The 24,844-nt window shown below is 69.7% G+C and carries 26 protein-coding genes; 15 read left to right on the top strand and 11 right to left on the bottom strand.

From position 1 onward, the window contains the following. The first annotated feature begins 3 nt into the window (after positions 1–3). From FB458_RS00220 to FB458_RS00185, 8 genes are all read left to right on the top strand, one after another. Positions 4–3,087 carry a type III restriction-modification system endonuclease gene (locus tag FB458_RS00220; RefSeq protein ID WP_141845738.1) on the top strand — a complete coding sequence of 1,028 codons (3,084 nt, stop codon included), beginning with the start codon at positions 4–6 and terminating at the stop codon, positions 3,085–3,087. Further along, the gene (locus FB458_RS00215) at positions 3,084–3,497 is read left to right on the top strand and encodes an AAA family ATPase (protein WP_141845737.1); all 414 of its coding nucleotides are present in this window, start codon (positions 3,084–3,086) and stop codon (positions 3,495–3,497) included. The genes FB458_RS00220 and FB458_RS00215 overlap by 4 nt, the downstream gene beginning before the upstream one ends. Positions 3,498–3,502: 5 nt before the next feature. Further along, positions 3,503–4,813, top strand: a complete 1,311-nt coding sequence (locus FB458_RS00210; protein ID WP_170185512.1) for an ATP-dependent nuclease — start codon at positions 3,503–3,505, stop codon at positions 4,811–4,813. Between the two features lie 170 nt (positions 4,814–4,983). After that, positions 4,984–6,027, top strand: a complete 1,044-nt coding sequence (locus FB458_RS00205) for an amidohydrolase family protein (protein WP_141845732.1) — start codon at positions 4,984–4,986, stop codon at positions 6,025–6,027. A gap of 3 nt (positions 6,028–6,030) precedes the next feature. Further along, on the top strand, positions 6,031–6,831 hold the full coding sequence (locus FB458_RS00200) for an iron-sulfur cluster assembly protein (protein ID WP_141845730.1): 801 nt from the start codon (positions 6,031–6,033) through the stop codon (positions 6,829–6,831). A 3-nt stretch (positions 6,832–6,834) separates the two neighbouring features. Then, positions 6,835–7,869, top strand: coding sequence for an NAD(P)-dependent alcohol dehydrogenase (locus tag FB458_RS00195; RefSeq protein ID WP_211355877.1), 1,035 nt, complete (start codon positions 6,835–6,837; stop codon positions 7,867–7,869). A gap of 139 nt (positions 7,870–8,008) precedes the next feature. Then, positions 8,009–8,503: a DUF1097 domain-containing protein gene (locus tag FB458_RS21140; RefSeq protein ID WP_170185511.1), complete on the top strand. Its 495-nt coding sequence runs from the start codon at positions 8,009–8,011 to the stop codon at positions 8,501–8,503. A 40-nt stretch (positions 8,504–8,543) separates the two neighbouring features. After that, complete coding sequence (locus tag FB458_RS00185) at positions 8,544–8,861, top strand: putative quinol monooxygenase (RefSeq protein WP_141845726.1); 318 nt, start codon at positions 8,544–8,546, stop codon at positions 8,859–8,861. Between the two features lie 86 nt (positions 8,862–8,947). Here the strand turns inward: FB458_RS00185 and FB458_RS00180 are convergent, their stop codons facing one another. After that, the gene (locus tag FB458_RS00180) at positions 8,948–9,421 is read right to left on the bottom strand and encodes a hypothetical protein (protein ID WP_141845724.1); all 474 of its coding nucleotides are present in this window, start codon (positions 9,419–9,421) and stop codon (positions 8,948–8,950) included. 373 nt (positions 9,422–9,794) lie between these two features. Between FB458_RS00180 and FB458_RS00175 the strand changes: the two genes are divergently transcribed. Next, positions 9,795–10,778 (top strand): nuclease-related domain-containing protein, encoded by a 984-nt coding sequence (locus FB458_RS00175; RefSeq protein ID WP_170185510.1) that lies wholly within the window; start codon positions 9,795–9,797, stop codon positions 10,776–10,778. A gap of 87 nt (positions 10,779–10,865) precedes the next feature. Here FB458_RS00175 and FB458_RS21995 read toward each other — a convergent pair whose 3' ends face one another. Further along, positions 10,866–10,994 carry a hypothetical protein gene (locus FB458_RS21995; protein WP_281286067.1) on the bottom strand — a complete coding sequence of 43 codons (129 nt, stop codon included), beginning with the start codon at positions 10,992–10,994 and terminating at the stop codon, positions 10,866–10,868. Positions 10,995–11,119: 125 nt separating this feature from the next. Between FB458_RS21995 and FB458_RS00170 the strand changes: the two genes are divergently transcribed. After that, positions 11,120–11,902 carry a sensor histidine kinase gene (locus tag FB458_RS00170; protein WP_170185509.1) on the top strand — a complete coding sequence of 261 codons (783 nt, stop codon included), beginning with the start codon at positions 11,120–11,122 and terminating at the stop codon, positions 11,900–11,902. A 1-nt stretch (position 11,903) separates the two neighbouring features. On the opposite strand, the gene FB458_RS00165 is transcribed toward FB458_RS00170, so the two are convergent. From FB458_RS00165 to FB458_RS00155, 3 genes are read right to left on the bottom strand one after another with little or no spacing between them, the layout of a single operon-like run. Further along, the gene (locus tag FB458_RS00165) at positions 11,904–12,284 is read right to left on the bottom strand and encodes a type II toxin-antitoxin system VapC family toxin (protein WP_141845718.1); all 381 of its coding nucleotides are present in this window, start codon (positions 12,282–12,284) and stop codon (positions 11,904–11,906) included. Then, positions 12,281–12,532, bottom strand: a complete 252-nt coding sequence (locus FB458_RS00160) for a type II toxin-antitoxin system Phd/YefM family antitoxin (RefSeq protein ID WP_141845716.1) — start codon at positions 12,530–12,532, stop codon at positions 12,281–12,283. The genes FB458_RS00165 and FB458_RS00160 overlap by 4 nt, the downstream gene beginning before the upstream one ends. Before the next feature lie 56 nt (positions 12,533–12,588). Then, complete coding sequence (locus FB458_RS00155) at positions 12,589–13,095, bottom strand: hypothetical protein (protein WP_141845714.1); 507 nt, start codon at positions 13,093–13,095, stop codon at positions 12,589–12,591. Between the two features lie 177 nt (positions 13,096–13,272). On the opposite strand from FB458_RS00155, the gene FB458_RS00150 reads away from it, so the two are divergent. Genes FB458_RS00150 through FB458_RS00140 form a run of 3 tightly spaced genes read left to right on the top strand, consistent with a single transcriptional unit; the run spans position 13,273 to position 15,373 of the window. After that, positions 13,273–14,670 carry a DUF2786 domain-containing protein gene (locus tag FB458_RS00150; RefSeq protein WP_141845712.1) on the top strand — a complete coding sequence of 466 codons (1,398 nt, stop codon included), beginning with the start codon at positions 13,273–13,275 and terminating at the stop codon, positions 14,668–14,670. Between the two features lie 59 nt (positions 14,671–14,729). Next, positions 14,730–14,987 (top strand): FitA-like ribbon-helix-helix domain-containing protein, encoded by a 258-nt coding sequence (locus FB458_RS00145; protein ID WP_141845710.1) that lies wholly within the window; start codon positions 14,730–14,732, stop codon positions 14,985–14,987. Further along, positions 14,984–15,373 (top strand): type II toxin-antitoxin system VapC family toxin, encoded by a 390-nt coding sequence (locus FB458_RS00140; RefSeq protein WP_141845708.1) that lies wholly within the window; start codon positions 14,984–14,986, stop codon positions 15,371–15,373. Before FB458_RS00145 ends, FB458_RS00140 begins: the two co-directional genes overlap by 4 nt. Positions 15,374–15,409: 36 nt before the next feature. On the opposite strand, the gene FB458_RS00135 is transcribed toward FB458_RS00140, so the two are convergent. Genes FB458_RS00135 through FB458_RS00125 form a run of 3 tightly spaced genes read right to left on the bottom strand, consistent with a single transcriptional unit; the run spans position 15,410 to position 19,115 of the window. After that, positions 15,410–17,575: a xanthine dehydrogenase family protein molybdopterin-binding subunit gene (locus FB458_RS00135; protein WP_141845706.1), complete on the bottom strand. Its 2,166-nt coding sequence runs from the start codon at positions 17,573–17,575 to the stop codon at positions 15,410–15,412. Beyond that, entirely contained in the window at positions 17,572–18,585 is a 1,014-nt protein-coding gene (locus FB458_RS00130; protein WP_141845704.1) for an FAD binding domain-containing protein, read from the bottom strand. Before FB458_RS00130 ends, FB458_RS00135 begins: the two co-directional genes overlap by 4 nt. Further along, the gene (locus tag FB458_RS00125) at positions 18,582–19,115 is read right to left on the bottom strand and encodes a 2Fe-2S iron-sulfur cluster-binding protein (RefSeq protein WP_141845702.1); all 534 of its coding nucleotides are present in this window, start codon (positions 19,113–19,115) and stop codon (positions 18,582–18,584) included. Before FB458_RS00125 ends, FB458_RS00130 begins: the two co-directional genes overlap by 4 nt. A gap of 105 nt (positions 19,116–19,220) precedes the next feature. Here FB458_RS00125 and FB458_RS00120 point away from each other — a divergent pair, with 105 nt between their 5' ends. After that, complete coding sequence (locus tag FB458_RS00120; protein ID WP_141845700.1) at positions 19,221–19,664, top strand: nitroreductase family deazaflavin-dependent oxidoreductase; 444 nt, start codon at positions 19,221–19,223, stop codon at positions 19,662–19,664. A gap of 18 nt (positions 19,665–19,682) precedes the next feature. Here FB458_RS00120 and FB458_RS00115 read toward each other — a convergent pair whose 3' ends face one another. Next, the gene (locus FB458_RS00115; protein WP_141845698.1) at positions 19,683–20,051 is read right to left on the bottom strand and encodes a PH domain-containing protein; all 369 of its coding nucleotides are present in this window, start codon (positions 20,049–20,051) and stop codon (positions 19,683–19,685) included. 138 nt (positions 20,052–20,189) lie between these two features. Here FB458_RS00115 and FB458_RS00110 point away from each other — a divergent pair, with 138 nt between their 5' ends. Next, positions 20,190–21,089 carry a hypothetical protein gene (locus FB458_RS00110; RefSeq protein ID WP_141845696.1) on the top strand — a complete coding sequence of 300 codons (900 nt, stop codon included), beginning with the start codon at positions 20,190–20,192 and terminating at the stop codon, positions 21,087–21,089. Between the two features lie 30 nt (positions 21,090–21,119). Here the strand turns inward: FB458_RS00110 and FB458_RS00105 are convergent, their stop codons facing one another. Both FB458_RS00105 and FB458_RS00100 read right to left on the bottom strand, forming a co-directional pair. Beyond that, complete coding sequence (locus tag FB458_RS00105) at positions 21,120–21,518, bottom strand: VOC family protein (RefSeq protein ID WP_141845694.1); 399 nt, start codon at positions 21,516–21,518, stop codon at positions 21,120–21,122. A 66-nt stretch (positions 21,519–21,584) separates the two neighbouring features. Continuing rightward, positions 21,585–24,680 (bottom strand): DEAD/DEAH box helicase, encoded by a 3,096-nt coding sequence (locus tag FB458_RS00100; protein ID WP_425460867.1) that lies wholly within the window; start codon positions 24,678–24,680, stop codon positions 21,585–21,587. Positions 24,681–24,844 lie beyond the last annotated feature (164 nt).

Here is a 24,844-nt window from a genome sequence, read left to right as displayed (position 1 = left end):
CCAATGAAGCTCCAGTTCAAGGTCCAGCAGTATCAGACCGAGGCCGTCGATGCCGTGGTCGATGTTTTCTCTGGCCAGCCGTTTGCCGACGGTGTGTCGTACCGCATCGACCCTGGCAAGCACTCGGCACCGACGCTATTGGAAGACGCGGGACTTCGCAATGCGGAGATCGCGCTTACAACGCCGCAGCTACTGACCAATGTGCATGCCACCCAGCAGGCCCGCGGACTGACGCCGTCGAAGGACCTCAAGGACCCAGTAAAGAATTCCGCAGCGTCGATCAACCTAGACATCGAGATGGAGACCGGCACCGGCAAGACCTATGTGTACATCAAAACCATCATGGAGTTGCACAAGCGGTACGGGTGGTCGAAGTACATCGTGGTCGTGCCGTCGATCGCGATCCGCGAGGGAGTGATGAAGTCCTTTGACATCACAGCCGACCACTTCCAGCAGCTCTACGGCACCAAGCCGCGCACGTTCGTGTACAACTCCTCGCGGCTGCAGGAGGTGGAGCGGTTCTCCTCCGACTCCGGCGTACAGGTCATGATCATCAACATGCAGGCGTTTAACGCTACCGGCAAAGACGCCCGACGCATCTACGAGGTGCTCGACGACTTCCAGTCCCGCAGGCCCATCGACGTGATCGCCGCCAACCGGCCGATCCTCATCATCGACGAACCCCAGAAGATCGAAGGCGACGCCAAGAAGCCATCCAAGTCGCTGGAGGCGCTCGGGCTGTTCAACGCTCTGTTCGCGCTGCGCTACTCGGCGACCCACAGAATCGAGCGCACCAAGGTGCACCGGCTCGACGCGGTCGACGCATACAACCAGAAGCTCGTTAAGAAGATCGCTGTGCGGGGCATCACCGTCAAGCATCTGGCCGGCAGTTCCGCCTACCTCTACGTGGACGGGCTCGAGGTCGGCAAGGGGACGGACTTCCCGAAGGCGCGCGTGGAGCTGGAGGTACAGACCGCCCAAGGGATCAAGCGGCAGGTCAAGCGGCTGAGCCAGGGCATGAACCTGCACGACATCTCCGGAGGCATCGAGGCCTACAAGGGCCTGTTCGTCCGTAACGTCGACGCGAACCGCGACATCATCGAGTTAAGCGACGGCCACATCATCGGCGCGGGCGAGGTCACCGAGGACGTCGCAGATGATCAAAAGCGTCGCATCCAGATCCGTGAGGTGATCCGCACCCACATCGACAAAGAGCGCGAGCTCTTCGCGCAGGGTATCAAGACACTGTCGCTCTTCTTCATCGATGAGGTTGCCAAGTACCGCGACTACGAGCGCGAAGACACCCTCGGCGAATACGCCCGTGTGTTCGAGGACGAGTACGAATCGGTGCTCGCCGACTACCTTGGCCAACTGGACCTCGATGAGGCGGCCGAGCGGTACCGCCAGCACGTAAAGGCTATTCCGACTCGGTCGACCCACGAGGGCTACTTTTCGATCGACAAGAGGACCGGCCACTCTGTCGACGGCAAGATCGCCGCGCGCGGTGACTTTGCAGGCCAGTCGGACGACGTCGACGCTTACGACCTGATCCTGAAGAACAAGGAGCGGCTGCTGTCGTTCGAGGAGCCCGTGCGGTTCATCTGGTCACACTCAGCGCTGCGGGAGGGCTGGGACAACCCGAACGTCTTTGTCATGGGCATGCTCAAGAAGAGCGACAACACCACCACACGGCGACAGGAGATCGGCCGAGGCCTGCGCCTGTCGGTCGACCAGCACGGTGAGCGGATGGACAACCCAGTCAACGTCCACGACATCAACGAGCTGACAGTCGTAACCGACGAGTCGTACACCGACTTCGTCGTCGCCCTGCAGAAGGAGATCATCGAGTCGCTGTCGGCCCGCCCACGCAAGGCGAGCGTTGACTATTTCACCGGCAAGCAGATCAAGCTCGAAGACGGCTCGATGAGGGTGCTGGAGAAGGGGCTCGCGCAGGCTCTCTACAACCACCTGATCCGTCACGATTACATCGACGACGACGGCCTGGTGACTCAGGCATACAAGGACGCCCGCACCGAAGGAGTGCTCGCCAGGCCCACCTCCGAAGCTCTCAAGCCGGTGATCGACTTCGTCTGGCCGCTGGTCGATGCCCTCTATCTCGACGTACCCAAGCCGACCGACGGCCGCAAGCCGAAGAAGATCCCGTTCAACGAGGCGAACTTTAAGAAGCGCGAGTTCCAGGAACTGTGGGGCCGGATCAACCACAAGGCCGTATACCAGGTCGAGTTCGACTCAGCAGAGCTCATCAACAACTGCATCCACACGCTCGACAAGTCACTCAACGTGACGGTCATGCAGTATCTCGTCGAGGCAGGCAAGCAGGTCGTGGGAATGGATGTGGAGAAGCTCGAGGCCGGGACCGGGTTCAGGGTGTCAGAGGCGAAGGTGGAGCACTTGGCCGTCTCAGCGGGATCTACCGTCAAGTACGACCTTCTCGGGGAGATCGCGGAGAAGACCCAGCTCACCCGTCGCACCTGCGCGGCGATCCTCACCGGCGTCAACCCGGGCACGTTCGCGAAGTTCAAGCAAAACCCTGAGCAGTTCATCACCGAAGCCGCCCGGCTCATCAATGAGCAGAAGGCCACTGTCATCGTCGAGCACCTGACCTACGACCCCCTCGACAACCGCTACGACTCGTCGATCTTCACTGAGAGCCAGACGGCCAAGGATCTGTCAAAAGCAGGGGACAAGCTGAAGAAGAGCGTCTATGAGTACGTCGTCACCGACTCCAAGATCGAACGGTCGTTCGTGGAGAAGCTCGACATCAGCGACGAGGTAGTTGTCTACTCAAAGTTGCCGCGCGGCTTCTTCATTCCGACCCCCGTCGGCGACTACAACCCCGACTGGGCCATCGCCTTTCGCGACGACACCACGAAGATCAAGCACGTCTACTTCGTCGCCGAGACCAAGGGCTCCATGTCCACCCTGCAGCTTAGAGGGGTGGAAAACGCCAAGATCGAGTGCGCGCGCAAGTTCTTTGCGTCCCTCAACGAGAAGGCCGAGCACGAAGACGTGAAGTACGACGTCGTCAGTGACTACACCGAACTGATGCAGTTGGTGGCGGGGTGACGGCCGCTTCTCCGGAGCGGATGAAGGTGCGAGTTACCCGCCTTAAGATCGAGAAGTTCCGGGCGATAGGCGCCGCCGAGATCGAACTCGGCAGCACGGTCGCGCTCGTTGGTCAGAACGGGGCCGGCAAATCTTCGGTTCTGCGGGCGCTTAACGCCTTCTTCAATTTTGATTCAGAGCGCCAAGCGTTCGAGGCTGGGTGGCACCGCTACTCGACGAGTACACAGTCGATCATCGAAGTCACGATCGCTGGCCTCCCGCCAGAAACACTGCTGCCCATTGTTGTAGGAACCGGCGAATTTCGCGGCCGCCTGAAGTACCAGCGCAAGCCGATATGGCAGGTATGGAAGGGTGGCAAGTGGGAGACTGTGCCAAGTTTCCAGGACACTCTTCGCCAACACATCACCTAGCCCTCGTGCCAATCCGCCGTGACCACGAGGTCGCGCATGATCCCGCCGGCGGCCTCCTGGAGCGGGCTGTCGAGGAGTGGGTCAGCAACCACAGTCAACGCGACCGCCGAAGCCCGGAGATCGCCCAGGTGGCTACGCGGCTTCGCGAGAAGTCACTCGCGGGGTTGGAGAAGCAACTCCGGTCGATCGCCCCGCTCGACGGCCCCTTCTCCTTCGAGCTGACTTACTCGATCCCGCCCGACTACCGCCTCCTGTTGCAGAACCTGGCGCTCACGGTCAAGGAGGGCGGGCAGTCGATCCCGTTGTCCGACAGCGGCAGTGGGACCCAAAGCATGGCCGTGTTCGCCCTATACGCGTACTTGGCGGAACTTGAGAGCACCACCTACCTCCTCGGCCTGGAGGAACCTGAACAGAACCTCCACCCACAGGCACAGCAGCAACTCATGCGCAACCTCTCAGCGCTCGACCTACAGGTCGTTTTCACGACGCACTCGCCCACCATCGTCGACACGCTGGACCACGAGCACGTCGTGATGTGCAAGCGGACCACGAGTAAGAAGCGGGAGCTCGAAGTACGCATTTCCCAGATCAGTCGGACGTTCTTTGTCGATCACCAGCTCGACCGCGAGCGGTACTACAAGTTCCACCGGCGAAGGAATTCTGAGTTCCTGTTCGCGGACTTTGTTGTTGTAACCGAGGGACCGGTCGACGCAGTCGTCGTGGAGCGACTCCTGGTTGACGCTGGAACCCCACCGGACCAACTCGGAATCAGCGTCGTTCCCCTGGATGGGGTTACCAGTATCGACTACATGTTTCACCTATTGCGGGGCCTCCAGATTGAGGCGGCTTTCGTAGTCGACCGCGACTATTTCCTGCCCTACAAGAATGGGGAACGAAAGAATAGCCTCGACAGCAGAGGGTTCCCGCAGTTTGGCTCCACCCTGCAAGCCGGATGCCTACTCAAGGAGGTACTGCCAAAGGGAAACCTTGGCAAGAAGATCATCGACGACCTCTCGGCCCATCCGAGCGATGCCATGAGAGCTCTCATCCCTCTGGGTTTCTTCAGCTTCATGTGGTCGCTGGAAGTTGACCTCGTGAACGCCTCCACTCCGAGAACTCGGATGCTCGATCAGCTAGGCGTGCCGGAGGCAGACAGGTCCACCAAGAAGTTGCTCGTCGATAAGTCGAGCGCGATCAAGCGGCAAGAAGTCCTCCTCCCTGCAATCGCAGGCCTCGGTGCCACAGCGCTCCCGACTTCGTACAAGAGTCTGCGTCGCGAGATTCCCAAACTCGCCGAGGCTGCCCGCTCCAGATGACCTGGCCGGTGCGGTGACCGCCCAGGCCCGAAGAAAACTTCGTCACGGCGGGCTTAGACCGGGGTTAGGGAGCCGTCTCAGACTGAGACGCGTGCTGACTGGGGCGCCAGGCCAGGGCTCCGTACGGTCGCTCTTGACCGCGACGACGGCGTCGCGAGAAGGAGATGGGGATGTACACCAAGGACGGCGAGAGCTACTACATCGTCGACGCGCACATCGCGCTCTGGGACGCTCGGCCCGAGAACCAGCGCAACATCCACGGCAAGCAGTTCATCGACTGCTTCTACGACTACCACCGCAACCTTTCGCCCGAGAGCGAGGTGTGGGGCTACGACGAGTACCTCTACCAGGGCGGTCAGCGCCTCATGAAGGACCTCTTCGAGGACGGCTACGTCGACCACGCGATCTTCCAGCCGGCCCACCTCGGTGAGTTCTACAACAACGGCTTCGGGCAGACCGAGGAGGCGTTCGAGCTCGCCAAGGCCAACCCGGGCAAGCTGACCTACAACCACCACTTCGACCCGCGCAACGGCGAGCAGGGCCTGGACCAGCTGCGCGCGGACCACGAGAAGATGGGCTTCAAGGGCGTCAAGCTCTACACCGCGGAGTGGCACGGCGAGTCGCGCGGGTGGAAGCTCACCGACCCGTGGGCCTACAAGTACTTCGAGGAGTGCCGCAAGCTCGGCATCACCAACATCCACATCCACAAGGGCCCGACCATCCGCCCGCTGGACCGTGACGCGTTCGACGTCGCTGACATCGACCACGTGGCCACCGACTTCACCGACCTCAACTTCATCGTCGAGCACGTCGGCCTGCCGCGTCTGGAGGACTACTGCTGGATCGCCACGCAGGAGCCCAACGTCTACGGCGGTCTCGCGGTCGCCATGCCGTTCATCCACACCCGCCCGCGCTACTTCGCCCAGATCATGGGCGAGCTGCTCTACTGGGTCGGGGAGGACCGCCTCTTCTTCTCCAGCGACTACGCCATCTGGACGCCGAAGTGGCTCGTCGAGAAGTTCGTCGACTTCCAGATCCCCGAGGACATGACGGAGTACGCGCCCATCGGCACGGACACCAAGAAGAAGATCCTCGGCCTCAACGCGGCCAAGATGTACGGCCTCGACGTGCCCGAGCACCTGCGCCTGCCGGAGGCGGACGAGACCGCGACCGGCCCGCGCGAGCCCGCGGCGGCGGACCTGGCGACGGTCTGAGCGATGACCGCACTCGCCACCCGACAGCAGTCGGAGTCACTGGCGGCGGTGGGGGAGGACGACGTCCGGCGGGCGCTGGGCGTCGTCCTCGACCCCGAGCTCGACGAGCCGATCACCGACCTCGGCTTCGTCCGCTCGGTGCACGTCACCGACGCGGAGGTGACCATCCACCTGCGGCTGCCGACGTCGTTCTGCTCGCCGAACTTCGCCTACCTCATGGCCTCCGACGCCAAGGACGTCGTCACCGCCCTCGACGGGGTGGAGCGGGTCGTCGTCGAGCTTGACGACCACCACGACTCCGACCTCATCAACGCCGGCCTCGCCGCCGACGCGGGCTACAAGGGCACGTTCAAGCACGAGGCCGAGCACGACCTCGAGGAGCTGCGGTGGACCTTCCGCCGCAAGGCGCACACCGCCGCGATGGAGCGCTGCCTCACCGAGCTGCTGCGCGCCGACGCCTCCCTCGAGGAGGCGCGCCTCGGCGACGTACGGCTGCGGGACCTGCCCACCGGCCGGCACACCGACGCCCTGCTGCGCCGGCGCGCCGCCCTCGGCCTGTCGACCAGCCCCACCGCGGTCGTCATGGTCGACCACGAGGGCAACGGCTACACGCCCGAGCAGATCCCCCTGGCGCTGCGGCGGGCCCGGTCGACGCGGATCTCCATCGACGGCAACGCGCACTTCTGCCGCGGCCTGCTGCGCACCCGCTACGACGGGTCCGGCGCCGACCAGGCCGTGCGCCTGGACGGCATCGAACCGGCCGACCAGCACACCCTTCTTCCCCTGACAGTCAAGGAGAGCTGACCGATGAGCACCATGCGCGCCGTCCAGGTCGTGGGCTACCACCAGGACCTCAAGATGGCCGAGCTGCCCGTCCCCGAGGCGACCGGACCGTGGGACGTCGTCGTCAAGATCGGCGGCGCCGGCGTCTGCCGCACCGACCTGCACATCCTCGAAGGCCAGTGGGCCGAGAAGTCGCAGGTCCAGCTGCCCTACACGATCGGTCACGAGAACGCCGGCTGGGTGCACCAGGTCGGCTCCGCCGTGACCAACGTGCGTGAGGGTGACAAGGTCATCCTCCACCCGCTCATCACCTGCGGCCTGTGCCGCGCGTGCCGGTCGGGCGACGACGTGCACTGCGAGAACAACGCCTTCCCGGGAATCAGCACGAACGGCGGGTACGCCGAGTACCTGCTCACCTCGGCGCGCTCGGTCGTCAAGATCGACGACAGCCTCGAGCCTGCCGACGTCGCGGCCCTCGCCGACGCGGGCCTCACCGCCTACCACGCGGCGGCGAAGGCGGCCAAGCGCCTCACCCCGCGCGACACCGTCGTGATGATTGGCGCGGGAGGCCTGGGGCACATCGGGATCCAGGTCATCAAGGCCCTGTCGCCGGCGCGGCTCGTCGTCGTCGACCGCCACCCGGCCGCGCTCGAGCTGGCCAAGTCGATCGGCGCCGACGAGGGCGTCCTCGGCGACGGCCACGAGGTCGAGACGGTGCTCGACCTCACCGGCGGGTTCGGCGCCGAGGTCGTCGTCGACTTCGTCGGCGAGAACGGCTCGACCAAGAAGGGCATCGACATGACCCGGCAGGCGGGCGACTACCTCGTCGTCGGCTACGGCGAGAACGTCGACGTCCCGACCATCGACCTGGTCTCGACCGAGAAGAACGTCCTTGGCAACCTCGTCGGCTCCTACAACGACCTGCAGGACCTCATGGCCCTCGCGGCCACGGGCGCCGTCACCCTGCACACGCAGAAGTACGCGCTCGACGACTTCCAGCAGGCCATCACGGACCTGGACAACGGTCAGGTCCGGGGCCGCGCCATCCTCGTCCCCTGACGACAGGCCGCCGTACGGCGGCTCGTCCCCCCTCCACCGCGCCGGGCCGGCGCGACCTGATCCCCGGCCCGGCGCGGCTCCGTACGCGCTCGACCTTCCCCTGCCCGGCCACGGGCTCTCGACGGACAAAGGAGTCCTCGTGAAGAACTACATCGGCGTCGGTGTCTCGATCGGCGTCCTCGCCGGCATCTGGACCGCGCTCAGCACCAACATCACCTCGATCACGCTCATCACGTGGGTCGGCTTCGCCGCGTGGGCGTGCTACTTCGCCGCCGGCGGCGGGGTCACCGGGTTGCGCAACGGCCTGCTGTCCAACCTGTCCGGCGCGGTCTACGGGTGGCTCGTCGTCGAGTTCATCAGCCACGTCGCGTTCAAGGGCAACCTCGCCATCGCCGTCGGGGTCATCGCCGTCGCCATGTGCCTGCAGGCCGGGTGGGCTCCTCTGAGCTTCATCCCGGGGGCGTTCGTCGGTGCGGCGTCGTTCTTCGGCGCGCAGTTCGCGTTCTGGCCGACCGTGACCGCGCTCGTCGTCGGCGCGCTCTTCGGTTTCGCGTCCGGCGTGCTGGGGGAGAAGATCCAAGCGGCCGTCGTGCGGCCCGCGCCGGCCGAGGTGCCGACGGCGCCGGCGGTCTGAGGCGCTCGCTGTCCCTGTTGACCCTCGAGAAGGAGTGACGTTGATCTTCATCACCGCGAAGTTCCCCGTGAAGCCCGAGCACGCCGACGACTGGCCGCAGCTGTCGAAGGAGTTCACCGACGCGTGCAACGCGGAGGAGGGGTGCCTGTTCTTCCAGTGGGCCCGCTCGCTCGCCGACCCGAACGAGTACGTCCTCATCGAGGCGTTCAAGGACGACGACGCCGGCGGCGCCCACGTGCAGTCGGACCACTTCAAGAAGGCCACCGCCGAGCTGCCGCAGTACCTGCAGCGCACTCCGGACATCATCAATACGAAGGTCGACGGGTGGAGCGAGCTGGGGGAGATGGCGGTCAAGTAGACCGACTCCGTTCTCGAGGTGGAGGGCCGCATCCCGTTGGGGTGCGGCTCTCCGCCGTACGGGGCGCCCGTGCGGCGGTGCGCGGTTCAGATCTGGCAGTGGGCGTCCGAGGCGCCCTGCACGTGTGACCACGTCGACCAGGACCCGCTGGGGGTGCTGTAGAACTCCACGGTGCGGTAGTAACCGGAGGGCAGCTGGGTGAAGGTCCAGCCCAGGAGCGGAGCGACGTTGCGCGTCGTCCCGTACAGGAAGTAGTACGGCGACCCCGCGAGGTAGCCGAGTGCGCGGCGGCCCGAGCTGGTCGACGCACCACCCATCCAGCCGGAGCTCTGCCAGAAGGCCCATTGCGAGCCGTTCCAGCGGTAGAGGTCGGTGTCGAACCAGACGTTCTGCGCCGTCGAGTAGTCGGTGCGGATGTTGGGCCAGTTCTGCCGGATCCAGTGGTTGGAGGCGCTGCAGGCGAAGCCATAGCTGGTGGCGTTGGCCGCCTGGGCCGGGACGGCGGTGAAGACCACGGCGGCAAGGGCGACGAGCGGGGCGATGAGGCGGCGGGGCTTCATGACAGAGACCTCCATTGAGCGCTGAGAGCTGATGCAGGAACTGTTGCTCCGGGCCCTTCAGAACCCCTTCAGACCTTCGGCCTCGGCGCGCTCGTCCGCGAACGGAAAAGATGCCTCCTGCCACCCTTCTCCCGGTGGCCCGATCGTCCTCGAACGTCACCAACTGTCGAGGCCTCTCACGACGACGAGGAGCCGGAGGGTCCACGAAGCACCGATCGGAGAGCCACCTCTGGCGAACACGCCGAGGGGCCGCCACTTGTCGTCCGTTCGGCCCGCGCAGTGTGTCCGTTGCGCGGCTTTCGGCATTCCGGCGTCGACGCCGATACTCGTCGGCGCGCCGTCCTGAGACGGAGGCGGCCGAGCAGGGGGAGTGGTGACGGAGCAGGTGACGTCGGGCGGACGTGCGACGAGTGGGGCGGGCGGGTCGGCTCGGGCGCAGGCGGCGTACTGGAGCCGTCGAGCCGAGCAAAGTCATCGCGACTACCTGCAGGCGCGGGAGAAGGCGGGGCGCTGGCGGGTCGGTGCCGAGGGCGAGGAAGCGGTCGCGCAGCTCCTCGGGTCGTTCCCCCTGGAGCTCGCCGTGCTGCACGACCGGCTGCTGGAGCCGGGCAGGTCGAGGGTCAACCTCGACCACGTCGTCGTCACCAACGCGGGGGTCTTCGTCCTCGACACGAAGAGCTGGTCCGGTGACGTGTCCGTGAGTGACGACACCCTGTGGGTGCACTCCGACAGTCGCCGGTACGGACGCAACAAGGACCTGGCCACCGTCGGGGGGTACGCCGACGTCATGGCCGCGAGGCTGCGCGTCCAGGTGACCCCGCTCCTCGTCCTCGCCCGCGATCACCACCAGGGCCTGGAACCGGCGTTCGTCGCCGGCGTGCACGTCGTCCCGGCTCAGCGCTTGCGCGAGTGGTTCCTGCGACGGCCCGTGGTGATGGACGACATCCAGTCCGGGTCACTCTTCGGCGTGTGCGCCCGCGAGTTCCCGGACGCGACGACCACGACAGTCGTCAGCCGGCCGGCACCCGCCCGCGGCGATGTATCGGCCCCGCCGCCCGGTCACCCTCGCCGATCGAGGGCGCCTCGTGCGACGAGGCGGCCCTCGCCACGTCGGCGTCCCGCAGCTCGGCGGGGCATGCCGGTCAAGGTCCTGATCGTGCTGATGTGCGTGCTCCTCGGTCCGCCGCTCGCGATGGGCGTCGGCTCGCTGGTCGCGGTCGCTGTGACCGCGGTCGTCGCACGACCGGCGCCGTCGCAGCCCCGACCGACGCCGTCCCACGAGGGGTCGCATCCCACGACACCGCCTGCCTCGACTCGGCCCGCGCATCCGCTGACGGGGACGAGCGCGACGCCCTGAGACCAGGACTGGCTGCTCCACGGCTCAGCCGCTGCACGCGAAGGGCCGCACCCCCCAGGGTGCGGCCCTCCGCCGTACGGGGTCTCCTCAGACGGCAGCGCGCGGCGCCCGAGCCAGCTCGCGTGCGCAGAGCGCGAACCCGACCACCTGGAGGGCGGCGCCGATGACCTGCGGGACCTCGTTGCCGAAGAACACCAGCCCGATCACGTGCAGCACCGGCCAGCAGGCAAGCAGCAGCGGCCGTCCGGGCGGCGCTGCGGCTGCCGTGGGTCGCACTCGAGGAGGGCGGGGTCGTCGTCGCCTCCAGCGGCGAGGAGGGCGGACTCGTCCGGCGACTGGACGTGCCCGGCGGGTCGGGTCCGCCGCTCGCGCTCGTCGTCGGGCTGCGGCCGGGGGAGCTGACCCTCGGCGCCGACGACGAGCGGGTGCTGCGGCTGACCGTCCCGCTGCTCGCGCTCACCCTCGAGGCGCAGAGCCAGCGCGGGCAGCTGCAGGAGGCGCGGGCGGCGACCGCGGCCGCGCTCGAGGACGAGCGACGTCGGCTGCGGCGCGACCTGCACGACGGGCTCGGACCGCAGCTGAGCGGGATCGCCTTCGCCGCCGACGCGGTCGACAACCTCCTCGACGTCGACGCTCCCGCCGCGCGCGAGCTGGTGCGCGGGCTGCGCCAGGACGCGGCCGAGGCGGTCGGGGACGTGCGGCGGATCGTCTACGGGATGCGGCCGCCGGCGCTCGACGAGCTGGGGCTGGTCGAGGCGCTGCGGCAGCGGGCGCGCGGGCTGGTCTCGCCCCAGGGGCGCCCGCTCGTGGCGTCGGTGGCGGCGCCCACGGCGTTGCCCGAGCTCGCGGCGGTGACCGAGGTGGCGGCGTACCGGATCGCGGTGGAGGCGCTGCTCAACGTCGCCCGGCACGGGAGTGGGGCCTCGGCGCGGGTGTGCGTCGTGGTCGAGGGGGACGAGTTGCGGGTCGTCGTCGAGGACGACGGCGGCCCGGGCGGGCGCTGGGTGCCGGGGGTGGGGCTGACCGGGATGCGCGAGCGGGCCGCCGAGGCCGGTGGACGGGTGTCGTTCGGCGCGACCGAGACGGGTGGTCGGGTGACGGCGGTGCTGCCGCTGCGGGCGTGAGTCAGACCGGGACGACGTCCACCAGGTGCTCGATACCGCGCAGGTCGTCACCGTTGCGGGTGAGGAGCCGGGCGTCGTGCGCGCGAGCGGTCGCGGCGATGAGCAGGTCCATCGCTCGCGTCCTGGGCCGCCGGCCGCCGGCGACGACCGCGGCCGCCAGCTCGCCGTATGCCGTCGCCACGGTGCTGTCCACCGGGAGGGCGTTGAAGTGACGCTCGACCTCCTGCAGACGCCGCAGCCGATCCGCTCGCTCGGCCGGGTCCGCTGTGACCAGCACGCCGTAGGACAGCTCGGCCAGGCTGACGGCGCTGATCGCGAGATCGCCGTCCAGGGTGGTGATGTCCGAGGCGATGAGGACGCTGGTGTCGAGGACCGTCCTCATCGGGTGCGCTCCCACGGGTCGGCCACCGACGTGTCGAGCAGCTCGAGGTCGGACTCCCAGGAGTCGTCGATCGGGGAGGCGAAGACCGCCTTGACCTCATCCCAGCGTCGCCAGTGATCGGCGGCCACCGGGGTGATCCGGGCTGCGGGTCGCCCGGACACGGTGATGAGAAGCTCCTCGCCCTGCTCGACGCGTCGCAGCAGGTCCGACGCGTTCTGGCGGAGCTCACGCACTCCTACGGTGTCCACGATCGTCAAGGTAGCACTTGTGCTACCCACGGGACGCGCTCGTGAAGGACTCGAGCTCACGCCCCGGCCTCGCGGTCGGGGGTGAGGGACGGGGTGGCGCCGGTGCGTCGGTCCATGAAGCCCGTCCATCCCTCCTCGGTCAGCGTGTAGACGTCCCCGGTGACGACGGGGACGTCGAGAGGAGCGTCTCGCCAGGCGTGCAGCCAGCGCGTCTCCTCCGCTCCGGGCTCCAGGTGGCCTCGACGGCAGACCACAGTGACGAGGACGTGACGGCGGTCGCCGCCCCAGGCGTGGGGGTCGCCGCGGCCGGCCATGAGCCGGCGGGCCGCCTCCCCGACGAGCTCCTGTGCCTCGCGGTCGGATCGCGCAGGCAGCTGCCGCGGGTGGGGGACCGGACGGGCACGCCGGACCCTCATCGCGTCCTCGACGCCGTGGGCGCCGTCGTCATGGCGCCGGACCACGGCGACGACGACGTCACCGACGGCGGGGCGGACGAGGCTGACGATCTCGGCGAGCGTCTCGCTCGGGTCGGCCAGGTCCCAGTCGTGCAGGTCAGCGGTCATCCACCGAGGCTGTCAGCCCGACCAGCAGCAGCCGGTCGTCGTCCACAGGGGTGGTGACGTTACCGAGGGCCGGACCGATCCTGTGGACGACATCGGCAGATCGAGGTGCGGATCGGTCAAGGTGGGCCCTGTACCGCACCGTTCCGAGTGAGAACGCACGAAGGAGAACCGACCGGCATGGGCAAGCAGAGTCGTCGCCGCCGCGAGACGCGGGCCGCGCGGCCGGGCAGTCCGCCGGGGGCGGCCTTCGGGGCGCCGTACGGCGTGCCGGACGAGGAGGAGGGCGGGCCGGAGCACTGGGACGTCTGGGTGTCGCTGGCGCGGGAGGTGCTGTGGTGGCGCCGGCAGAAGCGGGAGAGCGAGGGCCTCGGAGCGGTCGCCGAGCTGCGCCGGATCCTGGCCGGGGCCTCGGGCCGTCGGGCCCTGACCGAGCTGCGGACCGAGCTGGCCGACGTGGTCGACTCCGCGTGGCGGAAGGGCTGGCAGCCGGCGGACCTGCTGCGGCTGGCGCGGCGCGACCTGCCGGCGGGGTCGGTGGAGCTGCTGGGCGACCTGCTCCTCGCCGACCTCGCCCGGTACGCGTCGGCGACGGTCACGCCGTCCTGGCACGACCAGCTGGCGATGGCGGACGTCGCCACGTGGTGGCCAGCCGACCGGGAACCGTTGAGTGCGAGGGTGGCTCGCGACGGGGGCGATCTGGTCGAGGTGTGCCTGACGGCGCTGCCGGTGATGATCTTCCTGCGCGGCCTGGTGCGCCTCGAGGCCCTCGACCCGCTGCCCGGGCAGTGGCGCGAACCGGTCGACAGCCGCGGCGACGTCGACCAGCGCGTGCTGGAGCGGGTGCGGCTGCTGCTGGCCAAGGCCGAGGCGACGACGTACCCGGCGGAGGCCGAGACGTTCACCGCGGGCGCGCAGGCGCTGATGGCGCGGCACAGCATCGACCGGGCGCTGCTCGACGCGGCCGGACCCGAGCACGACGCCCCGCGGGGTCGCCGGATCGGGGTCGACCGCCCCTACGAGCAGGCGAAGGTCATGCTGCTCGGGGTCGTCGCCCACGCGAACCGGTGCCGGTCGGTGTGGACGAAGGAGCTCGGCTTCGTCACCGTGGTCGGCTTCGGCCCCGACCTCGCCGCGACCGAGACCCTGTTCACGTCGCTGCTGCTGCAGTCGACGCGGGAGCTGACCGAGCACGGGAGCAAGAGCACCCGGTGGGGGACGTCGCGGACCCGCTCGTTCCGGCAGTCGTTCCTCACCGCGTTCGCCGACCGGGTCGGTCAGCGGCTCGAGCAGGCCGCCCAGCAGGTCGTCGAGGAGGTCTCAGCGGAGGAGGCCGCCGGCGACCGGGCAGGCGGTCCTGCGGCGGCGTCACGTCGCGGTGGCGGTGGCGGTGGCGGCACGCTCGTGCACGTCCTCGAGCAGCGGCGCGAGGAGGTCGACGCGACCGTCGACCAGCTCTTCGGCACGCTGCACTCGGCGCCGATGCCGACCCCCACCGACCACGAGGGGTGGTCGGCGGGGGTGGCGGCAGCCGACCGGGCCGACCTGGCCCGGGGCGCACGGGTCGAGGCGCGGTGACGCTGGTGGATTCAGACAGTGCACTGCAATCTGCACTGCATCCCGTCTACCCTGGACGGGTGACGACCTACCTGCAGATCCGCAACGTCAGCGATGACGCCCGACGCGTCCTGCGACAACGGGCGGCGGAGGCCGGTCAGTCGCTGAACGCCTACCTCCTGACGCTCATCGACCGTGAGGTCTCACGGCCCACCGTCGCCGAGGTGCTGGCGCGAGCAGCTGCTCGCGCTGAGATCGCTTCGGTGTCCGCGGTCGACCTGATCAGGGCCGAGCGGGACGCGCGATCGGGTGATGCCGTGGGCGATTCGCCGCGGTGATCGTCGTCGACTGCTCGGCCGTCGTCGACGTCCTGCTGTCAGCACCAGGAAGCGGTGACGTCCGGCGCTTACTGGGCGGTCGGGAGCTCCACGCTCCCGACCTCCTCGACGTCGAGGTCGTCTCCGCACTGCGCGGCCTGGTGCTCGGACGCCACCTCAGCGTCGAACGGGCTTCGGCGGCCCTCGGTGACTACGACCAGCTGCCGGTGCGGCGATGGCCGATCAGCCATCCGTTCAGGACCCGCATGCTGTCCCTCCGCGATCGGGCGACGGCGTACGACGCCGCCTACGTGGCTGTGGCGGAGGCGCTCGGGTGCTCGCTCGTCACCCGCGACGCCCGCTTGGCGAGGGCAGTGGATGCTCTCGTCGATGTCGTGCTGGTGTGAGGCACCGACAGGAAGCGAGCCACAGGACCGCTCTGCTCACACCGGGTAGCGGGCGGGGTGGTCGGTGAGGGCGGGCAGGTCGGGGGACAGGTCGAGGAACCGGTCGGCGGTGACCGGCAGGTCCCGTACCCGCACCCCGGTGGCGTGGAAGGCCGCGTTGGCGATGGCCGCGGCCATCCCGACGATCCCGATCTCGCCGAGCCCGCGCGACCCCATCGGGTTGATGACGCCGTCGACCTCGTCGAGCCACTCGACCTCGATCGCCGGCACGTCCGCGTGCGCCGCGACGTGGTAGCTCGCGAGGTCCTGGGTGACGATGTGCCCGAACCGCGGGTCGCGCACCGACTCCTCGAGCAGCCCGGCCCCGAGCCCCATGGTCATCCCGCCGATCAGCTGCGAGCGGGCGAGCACCGGGTTGACGATGCGCCCGCCGGAGAACACGCCGAGCATCCGCGAGACCCGCGGCTCACCCGTCCACACGTTGACGCGCAGCTCGACGAACTGGGCGCCGTAGGAGAACATCGCGTGCTCGTCGGCGGCCGGGTTCTCCGGCTGCGACCCCGTCGTCGACGCGCCCGCCGCGGGGGAGGTGCCGTGCTCGTCGCGGAACGCTGCGGCCGTCGCGACGATCGTCGTCCCCCACGAGCTCGTCCCCGACGACCCGCCCGCGACGGTGGCCTTGGGCAGGCTGCTGTCGCCGAGCTCGACGGTGACCTCCTCGACCGGCACCTCGAGGGCGTCGGCGGCGATCTGCGCAAGGACGGTGCTCGACCCGGTGCCGATGTCGGCGGCCCCGAGCTGGACGAGGTAGCCGTCGTCGGTCGCGGTGATCTGGGCCTGGTTACCGGGCATCGTCATCGCCGGGTACGTCGCCGCCGCGACCCCGGTGCCGACGAGCCAGTCGCCCTCGAGCCGCGAGCCCGGCCGCGGGTCGCGGCCCGCCCACCCGAAGCGGTCCGCGCCGCGGCGCAGGCACTGGACGAGCCGACGCTGGGCGAAGGGCAGCCCGGTGTCCGGGTCGGCCGCGGGCTCGTTGAGCACCCGCAGCTCGATCGGGTCGACCCCGGTCGCCACGGCCAGCTCGTCCATCGCCACCTCCAGCGCGAACATGCCGGGCATCTCGCCGGGCGCCCGCATCCACGAGGGGACGGCGACGTCGAGCGCGGCCAGTCGGTGGCTCGTGGCGCGGTGCGGGGCGGCGTACATGTGCCGCGTCGCGACGGCCGTCTGCTCCGCGAACTCCTTGACGGCCGAGGTCTGCTCGACCACCTCGTGCTGGATTCCCAGGAGACGACCGGTGTCGTCGGCGGCGAGGACGACGTGCTGGATCGTTGCCGTGCGGTAGCCAGCGAGGGCGAACATCTGCTGCCGCGTGAAGGCCAGCCGGCACGTCCGCCCCGGGTGCGTCTTGGCCACCAGCGAGGCGACGACGTCGTGGACCTTCGGCATGCCCTTGCTGCCGAACCCACCGCCGACGTACGGCGAGCGCACCCGCATCTCCTCCGGCTCGAGGCCGAGGAGTCCGCCGACGGTCTCGACGACCCCGTGCACCTGCTGGGTCGACGCGTCGAGGGTCAGCAGCGGCCCGTCCTCGCCGTCGGCGCGCCACCGCGCGGTGACGGCGTGCGGCTCGAGCGGGTTGTTGTGCTCGTACGGCGTCGTGTACGTCGCGTCGACGACGTGGGTCGCCTCGCGGTGGGCCTGGTCGACGTCGCCGTCGCTGCTGTCGGTGTCGAAGGAGGGGTTGACCTTCTCGGGCTTGTAGAGGTCCAGGTCGTCGGCGCGCAGCTGCGCCCGGTGCTCCTGCTCGTCGTAGGTCACCGTCACCAGCGACGCGCCCTCGCGGGCGGCCTCGGCCGACTCGGCGACGACGACCGCGACGACCTGGCCACGGAACGCGACGTCCGGCGTCTGCAGGACCATGAGCTCGCCGTCGTCGCCGCTGAGGCGCGGCGCGCTCGTGTGGTCGAGGATGTCGACGACGCCGGGGTGCGCCAGGGCGCGCGCCGCGTCGACCGCGCGCACCGTGCCCTTGGCGACGGTCGACTGGACGAGGTGGAGGAAGAGCGGCTCGTCGGCCGGCGCCTCGAAGGCGTACGGCGCCTGGCCGCTCACCTTGAGCGGACCCTCGCGTCGGGCGACACCGCGGCCGACGGCCCTCGCCTCGAACGGGGGGAGCTCCTGGACGGTCGTGTCGCTCATGCCGTGGCTCCTGCGTCGGTGCGGGCGGTGGCCGGCCGGGCTAGCTCGCGCAGCACGGCGGCCGTCGTCCGGCGGATCATGGGCAGCTTGTAGGCGGAGTCCTCGCTCGTCGTGGCCGGGGCGAGCTCGGCGTCGAGGGCGGCGCCGAGGGCCTGCGGCGTCAACCGTTCCCCGCGCAGGTGCTCCTCGAGCACCGAGGCGCGCCACGGCTTGTGGGCCATGCCGCCCCAGGCGACGCGGACGTCGCGGACGACGTCGCCGTCCATCTCGACGAGCGCCGCGACCGACACGAGCGCGAAGGCGTACGACGCCCGGTCGCGCACCTTGCGGTACGTCGACCGGGCTCCTGCGGCGGGGGCGGGGAGGTCGACGGCGAGGACGAGGTCGCCGTGCTCGAGGGTGGTGTCGCGGTGGGGAGCGTCGCCGGGGAGGCGGTGCACGTCGCCGTACGGGATCGTGCGCTCGCCGCCGGGACCGAGGACGAGCACCTGGGCGTCGAGGACGGCGAGGGCGACCGCGAGGTCGGACGGGTGCGTCGCGACGCACGACGAGGAGGTGCCGAGGACCGCGTTGTAGCGGCCGTAGCCCTCGAGCGCCGAGCAGCCGGAACCCGGTTCGCGCTTGTTGCACGCGGTCGTCGGGTCCTGGAAGTAGACGCACCGGGTGCGCTGCAGGAGGTTGCCGGCGGTCGTCGCCTGGTGGCGGATCTGGCCGGAGGCGCCGGAGAGCAGGGCGCGGGAGAGGACCTCGTACCGCTCGCGGACGTCGGGGTGGGCGGCGAGGTCGCTGTTGCGCACGGTGGCGCCGATCCGCAGGCCGCCGTCGTGGGGCTCGACGGTGTCGAGGGGGAGGCGGCTGACGTCGACGAGGCGGGAGGGGCGGGCGATGCCGAGCTTGAGGTGGTCGACGAGGTTGCTGCCGCCGGCGAGGAAGACGGCGTGGTCGTCGCCGTGGACCGCCTCGACCGCCGACGCGGGGTCGGTGGCGCGGGTGTGCTCGAGCGTCCTCATCGGGTCGCCGCCTCGTGGATCGCGGAGACGATGTTGACGTAGGCACCGCAGCGGCACAGGTTGCCGCTCATCCGCTCGCGGATCTCCTCGTCGGTGAGGTCGTCGAGCCCGCCGGCCGCCGTGAGGTCGTCGGTGACATGGCTGGGGTGGCCCTGCTTGACCTCGTCGAGCATGCCGACGGCGGAGCAGACCTGGCCCGGGGTGCAGTAGCCGCACTGGTAGCCGTCCTGCTCGAGGAAGGCCTGCTGCACGGGGTGGAGCTCGTCGTCGCCGTCGCCGGCGTCACCCGTGCCGAGCCCCGCGGCGGTCACGACCTCCGCGCCGTCCTGGGCGACGGCCAGGGTGAGGCAGGTCAGGTGGCGGCGACCGTCGAGCAGGACGGTGCACGAGCCGCACTGGCCGTGGTCGCAGCCCTTCTTGACGCTGGTGACCGCGAGCCGGTCGCGCAGGGCGTCCAGGAGGGTCGTGCGGTGGTCGACGACGACGGTGCGCTCCGTCCCGTCGACGTGCAGGGTGATCGATGACTCCACGGGGCACTCCTGGGCAGGGAGGGGATGAGCAACCACGAACGCGTACCCACCTCGCTCGCATCGGGAACCCCGGGGGGCTGGCGGGTCGGCGCGAGCGGGACGATCATGGCGGGGCCGACCCCGGAGAAGGAGACCGACGTGTCCGACTGGAACCAGCAGATCATCGACGAGTGGCGCGCCAACGACGGCACGGTGACGACGATGGGCTTCGGGCGGGGGCTGGTCCTCGTCCACCACCTCGGCGCGAAGTCCGGCACCGAGCGGATCAGCCCGCTCGCCTTCTTTCATAGCGACGACGGCGGCTGGCTCATCGCCGCGTCGAAGGCCGGGGCGCCGGACAACCCCGACTGGTTCTACAACCTCAAGGCGCACCCGGAGGTGACCATCGAGGTGCCCGGTGAGGGCGAGGTCGCCGTACGGGCGCGGGTGCTGGAGGGGGAGGAGCGCGACGCGGCGTGGGCGAAGTTCACGCAGGCGTCGGAGGGGTTCCGGTCCTACGAGCAGAAGACGACGCGGGTCATCCCGGTCATCGAGCTGACCCGCCGCTGACCTGCCGCTGACCCGGCCTCAGCGCTGCAGCACGTAGTGCAGGATCACGTCGTGCGCGTGCCGCGCCTTCTCGTCGCCGCGGAACTCGACCTCGTGACCGACGTTGCCGACCGCGATGGCGACGGTCGACGAGGCGGCGAGCTTGCCGAAGATCGACTTGTCGGCGACGAACGAGACGGCCGAGATGCGGGAGTACGGGAGGCTGGTCACGGCCGACTTGCCGCCGACGAACGAGTTGTCCTGGAGGATGACGCGGCGGTCGGTCAGGCCGATGAAGCCGGTGCCGACGCCCTTGCCGTCGTACACGGCCAGCACCTGCTCGCCCGGGAGCAGGAGCTGCTGCACCTTGTGCAGCTGGTCGGCCTTGTCGTGCGGGATCTGGCTCACGTCGTTCCGTTCCGTCCGGATGGGGCGAGTCGAGGGTCTTAGTACCTTTGTCCGCTTTCAGACGATACCGACGACGCCCTTGACTGGGGTCGCGGCGCACCGCTCGGGTGCGCGCCGACCTCACCAGGAGCCCCACCCATGCGCACGACCCCCCACGCCCGCCGTCGCAGCACCGCCGCCGTTGCGGCCGCCGCCCTCCTCGGCCTCACCGTCACCGGCGTCGCCGCCGCCAAGGGCGGCGAGCCCGGCGACGACACGGGCGGCGGCACCACTGCGGCCGCGGCCGGCGGCAACTACGCCGTCACGGTCAACGGCACGACGTACGACCCGGCGCCCGGCAAGGACGCCAAGGTCTCCGGGGTCCGGATGACCGGCCCCGTCACCGTCAAGGGCGTGCACACGACGTTCACCCTCGACCCGCGCACCCTGGGCGTCTACGACTACACGCTGACCGGCGCCCCGTCGCCCGAGCGGCTGGTCACCGCACCGACGGTGGTCTTCGCCAGCAAGGTGCCCAGCCTGTCCGCCGCGCAGCTCGCCGCACCGGTCCTCGACCTCCAGGTGCGTGACGACACGCTCGTCGCGCTCGTCCGCACGTCCGGAGGCAAGCTCAAGGTGCAGGCCAAGGACGCGCCGCAGGGTGGCATCTTCCAGATGGAGCCCGAGTTCGGCACGGCCGTCACCATCACCCACCAGCTCGGGCCGACGCTGTTCTACTTCGTCAACCCGTTCACCGGGAAGGTGAACTTCGGCAACGGGATCGACGCGGTGACCTCCGCGCAGAGCGCCACCGGCGCCCACCAGATGCTGCTCGGCAAGGACAGCCCGCAGGTCGCGACGAGGACCCAGCAGACCGGGTCGGTGACGACGTGGTCGGTGGCCTCCGGTGGCCGGCTGGGCGGCGTGCTCGGCGAGGACGCGATCGAGCTGAGCCAGGGCGCGACGAACTGCGTCAAGGACTGCCAGGCGCAGAACCGGATCAACGGGTCGCTGCCCGTGCCGCCCGACCCGACGAACCCGACGCCGATCGGCGGCTGAGTCGTTGACCAACGGCCTGGCCGCGGACGGCTACTCCCAGGAGCGGTGACTGAGGACGAGGCGGTACCCGTCGGGATCCTCCACGGTCACGCCCCAGCGCTGCCAGTAGGGGTTCGGTGACGCCACTCGTGTGCCCCCGCACGTGACCAGGCGCTCGACCACCTCCGGTTCGATCTCCACTCCCAGGTAGAGCACGAGCAGGTCCTCGGGGCTCGGCCGTGAAGCTGCGTGGGCGTCCGGGTCGTGCACCAGCTCGAGATGCCACCTCGCACCTGACGCCCCCACCATCAGCAGGGCGTGGCCACCCTCCGCGTCGGCGCCCGACTCCCAGAGGACGTCAAGACCCAGACCCTCCACCCAGAATCGTCGTGCGGCCTCCAGGTCGCGGGTGGGCCGGGCCAGGCGTATGGGGACCGAGGCGATGTCCATGCCCCACCGTCGCACTCGTGCGACGATCGAGCCACTGTTGGCAGGGGTTCGAGGCGGTCGGCGCGGTCAGGCGACGACCTTGGCCGCCTCGAAGTCCTTGACCGGCATCGGCGTCGACAGCTTCCAGGTGATGGCGATGGGTCGCTCGCCGCGGTGGCTCACGTACGTCGCCTCGCCGAGGAAGACGTACGGCGCCGCGCCGCCGAACTCCGTCACCTTGCTCTGCCTCGTGAAGAGCAGGATGTGCGAGCCCTGGTCGGCGTGGTGCAGGTAGCGCTGTCCGGTCGGTGAGGCGACGCTCGTGCCCGACTGGGTCTCCCAGTGGAAGAGCTCGCGGCTGAGCGCGTAGTCCTGGTACATCGTCGTGGGGGAGTAGTCCGCCTCCGACTTGTGCAGGGTGACGAAGAAGGCGTCGGCGTTCCAGGAGGGCGCGCGCAGCACGCCCTCCTGGAAGCCGCGAGCCTTGCGGCCGCCCACCTGCGCGTAGTCCAGCGCCGCCAGCAGCTCGGTGATCGAGTAGCGGGCGTGCACGCGCAGCGGTCGGTCGCCCAGGTCTCCGCCGAGCGGCGACGTCACGCGCTCGGCGTGAGCCAGGCCGTGCGCGAGGACGGCACGGAAGTCCTCCCGGACGGCGGGTTCGTCACGCAGGGACGCGAACGCGGCGTCGCACGAGACGAACCCGCCGGCGTCGGGCCAGATGGTGAAGAAGAGCATCCGGGCCATTGCCTGCAGGTAGGGAGACGCGTCCTCGTACGACGGCGGCTCGTCTCCGAGCCACGTGAGGTACGCCGCTGCCCGCTCCGGGTCGTCCACGTGGGCGAGGGCGCGAGCCCGGCGCAGCAGGGCCGTCTCGTGCGGGCCGGGCGCCGGCGCGGCGGCGCCGGCCTCGCGGCGCAGCCGACTCCACGAGCGGTCGCCGGACAAGACCTGGGCCAGCTCGACCCCGGACTGCTCGAGGAAGGTCGTCAGATCGTCGGTCGGGTGCTGACGCAGCTCGGTGACGATCGTTGACCAGCGAGAGGTCACCTGGGATCGGATGTTCTCCAGGACGAGGTCCTGGCTGGTGCGGTCCAGCACGATCTGGGTGCCGGCCGGCAGGAACGGGAAGCCGTGCTCGACGTCGCGCTCGAGCTGCGACCGGGTGCTGCCCGTCATCGCCCGGAACCGGCGGTCGAAGCGGAACTCCTTGCGGTGGTGGCCGACGAAGTCGAGCGCTGTCAGAACCGGCTTGTTCGGGGCGAGCCGGAGCCCACGACCGAGCTGCTGGAGGAAGACCGTCGAGCTCTCGGTGGGCCGCAGGAACAGCACCGTGTTGATCGAGGGGACGTCGACGCCCTCGTTGAAGATGTCGACAGTCATGATCGCCTGGATCCGCCCGGCGCGCAGGTCCTCGATGTGGCGTTGCCGGTCGGGGGCGGCGGTGCGGCTGGTGATGGTCGCCGCGGCGATACCGGCCGCGCGGAACTGGTCGGCCATGAACTCGGCGTGGTCGATCGAGACGCAGAAGCACAGGGCCTTCATCGCGGTGAGGTCGGCGACCTTGTCCTCGACGGCCTTGAGGATGATCCGGGCGCGTGCGCGGTCACCGGTGTAGACGTTCGAGAGGGCCATGGCGTCGTACGCGCCGGTGCTCCAGTCGACGCGGCGCAGGTCGGTGCCGTCGGCGATGCCGAAGTAGTGGAAGGGCGTGAGCAGGTCGGCCTTGAGCGCGTCCCACAGCCGCAGCTCGGCGGCCACGTGCCCACCGAAGAGCGTGCGGACGTCGACGCCGTCGCCGCGCTCCGGGGTCGCCGTCAGCCCGAGCAGCTCACGCGGAGTCAGCCGGTCGAGGATCGCTCGGTACGTCGCCGCCTGGCCGTGGTGGAACTCGTCGATGACGACGACGTCGAACGCGTCGGGAACGATGTTCTCCAGGCCGTAGGCCGAGAGCGACTGCACGGAGGCAAAGACGTGCTCCCACCGTTCGGGTCGTGCGCCGTCGACGTAGAGCTCGCCGAAGCCGGCGTCGGCCAGCACCTCGCGGTAGGTCCGCAGCGACTGGGTGAGGATCTCCTTGCGGTGGGCGACGAAGAGCAGCCGCAGGCGCCGTCCTGCGCGGGCGCACAGCTCGCGGTAGTCGAGGGCGGCGATGACGGTCTTGCCGGTGCCGGTCGCCGCGACGAGCAGGTTGCGGTGCCGGTCGTGGACGAGCCGCTCGACGTCGAGCTGCTCGAGCATCTCCGCCTGGTAGGGGTACGGCGTCACCTCCAGCCCGGACAGCGCTATCGGTCCACCGCCGGCGGGGGCCCCTCCCCGTGAGCGCGCCCGCGCCAGGGCGTCGTCGAGCCGGTCGGCGTCACGGTCCGGGTCGTAGGCCTCGAAGGTCGGGTCGGCCCAGTAGCTGTCGAACGTCGCGGCGAACTTCTCCAGGACGGCGGGCGTCGCGACCGCCGACAGCCGCACGTTCCACTCCACGCCGTCGAGGAGCGCCGCGCGCGAGAGGTTCGACGAGCCGACGTACGCCGTGTCGAACCCGGTCGCCCGACGGAAGTGCCACGCCTTGGCGTGCAGCCGGGTCCGCTGGGCGTCGTACTGGATCCGCACCTGCGCGCCGAGGTCGCGGACGAGCCGGTCCAGCGCCTGCCGCTCGGTCGCGCCCATGTACGTCGTCGTGATGACCCGCAGCGGCACACCGCGCTCGGCGAGGCGCCGCAGCTCCGGCTCGATGACCCGGAGGCCGTACCACTTGACGAAGGCGATGATCGCGTCGACCGAGTCGGCGCTCGGTAGCTCGGCCCGCAGCTCGGCGCCGATCGCCGGCTCGCCGACGGCGTTGGTCAGCAGGGAGGTGTCCGACAGGGGAGTGGCCGGCCGGCGGGTGTCGTACGTCGCGCTGCTGCCCGGGACGGCCGGGCGGACGACCGAGAGCAGCTGCCGCGCCCCCACCACCTCCGCGTCCGGGTCGGCTAGCGCCTGCACGAGCCGGTTCACCAGGGCCAGCCGGTCCTCCGGCGTCCGGCGGGCGGCGAGGGCACGCCGCACGGCGTCGCGGACGTGCCGCGAGAGCACCTCCGGCTGGTCGGCGTCGTCGATCACCGCCTCGGCGAGGGTGAGGTCGTCGCGGCCGGTGAGGCGCGCGAGGAGCTCACGGGTGATGAGGGACTCGTAGAGCCCTTCGACGATGCTGCCCCCGGGGTTCATGGCGGGTAGCTAAACACCTCGCGGCCGACCGGCCGAGCCGCCGCTCCGATAGTTGCGACGTCCTACGACATAGTGCGAACCGCTCAGAGGTCGAACTGCTCGGACGATGGTCCTCCCATGCGAATCCCGGGACGGGGTGGTCCGTC

Origin of the sequence: Lapillicoccus jejuensis (assembly GCF_006715055.1) — a bacterium.
GTDB classification, from domain to species: domain Bacteria; phylum Actinomycetota; class Actinomycetes; order Actinomycetales; family Dermatophilaceae; genus Lapillicoccus; species Lapillicoccus jejuensis.
The sequence above is the reverse complement of the archived record's forward strand: the minus strand, read 5'-3'. Positions and strand labels throughout refer to the sequence as shown.

Bases quoted from the DNA above. Each gene is read 5' to 3' on its own strand.
- FB458_RS00120 (WP_141845700.1), top strand. From the start codon at position 19,221: ATGGCGGGGCCGACCCCGGAGAAGGAGACCGACGTGTCCGACTGGAAC.
- FB458_RS00205 (WP_141845732.1), top strand. From the start codon at position 4,984: ATGTACACCAAGGACGGCGAGAGCTACTACATCGTCGACGCGCACATC.
- FB458_RS00110 (WP_141845696.1), top strand. From the start codon at position 20,190: ATGCGCACGACCCCCCACGCCCGCCGTCGCAGCACCGCCGCCGTTGCG.
- FB458_RS00155 (WP_141845714.1), bottom strand. From the start codon at position 13,095: ATGACCGCTGACCTGCACGACTGGGACCTGGCCGACCCGAGCGAGACG.
- FB458_RS00135 (WP_141845706.1), bottom strand. From the start codon at position 17,575: ATGAGCGACACGACCGTCCAGGAGCTCCCCCCGTTCGAGGCGAGGGCC.
- FB458_RS00165 (WP_141845718.1), bottom strand. From the start codon at position 12,284: ATGAGGACGGTCCTCGACACCAGCGTCCTCATCGCCTCGGACATCACC.
- FB458_RS00105 (WP_141845694.1), bottom strand. From the start codon at position 21,518: ATGGACATCGCCTCGGTCCCCATACGCCTGGCCCGGCCCACCCGCGAC.
- FB458_RS00180 (WP_141845724.1), bottom strand. From the start codon at position 9,421: ATGAAGCCCCGCCGCCTCATCGCCCCGCTCGTCGCCCTTGCCGCCGTG.
- FB458_RS00220 (WP_141845738.1), top strand. From the start codon at position 4: ATGAAGCTCCAGTTCAAGGTCCAGCAGTATCAGACCGAGGCCGTCGAT.
- FB458_RS00200 (WP_141845730.1), top strand. From the start codon at position 6,031: ATGACCGCACTCGCCACCCGACAGCAGTCGGAGTCACTGGCGGCGGTG.
- FB458_RS00195 (WP_211355877.1), top strand. From the start codon at position 6,835: ATGAGCACCATGCGCGCCGTCCAGGTCGTGGGCTACCACCAGGACCTC.
- FB458_RS00130 (WP_141845704.1), bottom strand. From the start codon at position 18,585: ATGAGGACGCTCGAGCACACCCGCGCCACCGACCCCGCGTCGGCGGTC.
- FB458_RS00150 (WP_141845712.1), top strand. From the start codon at position 13,273: ATGGGCAAGCAGAGTCGTCGCCGCCGCGAGACGCGGGCCGCGCGGCCG.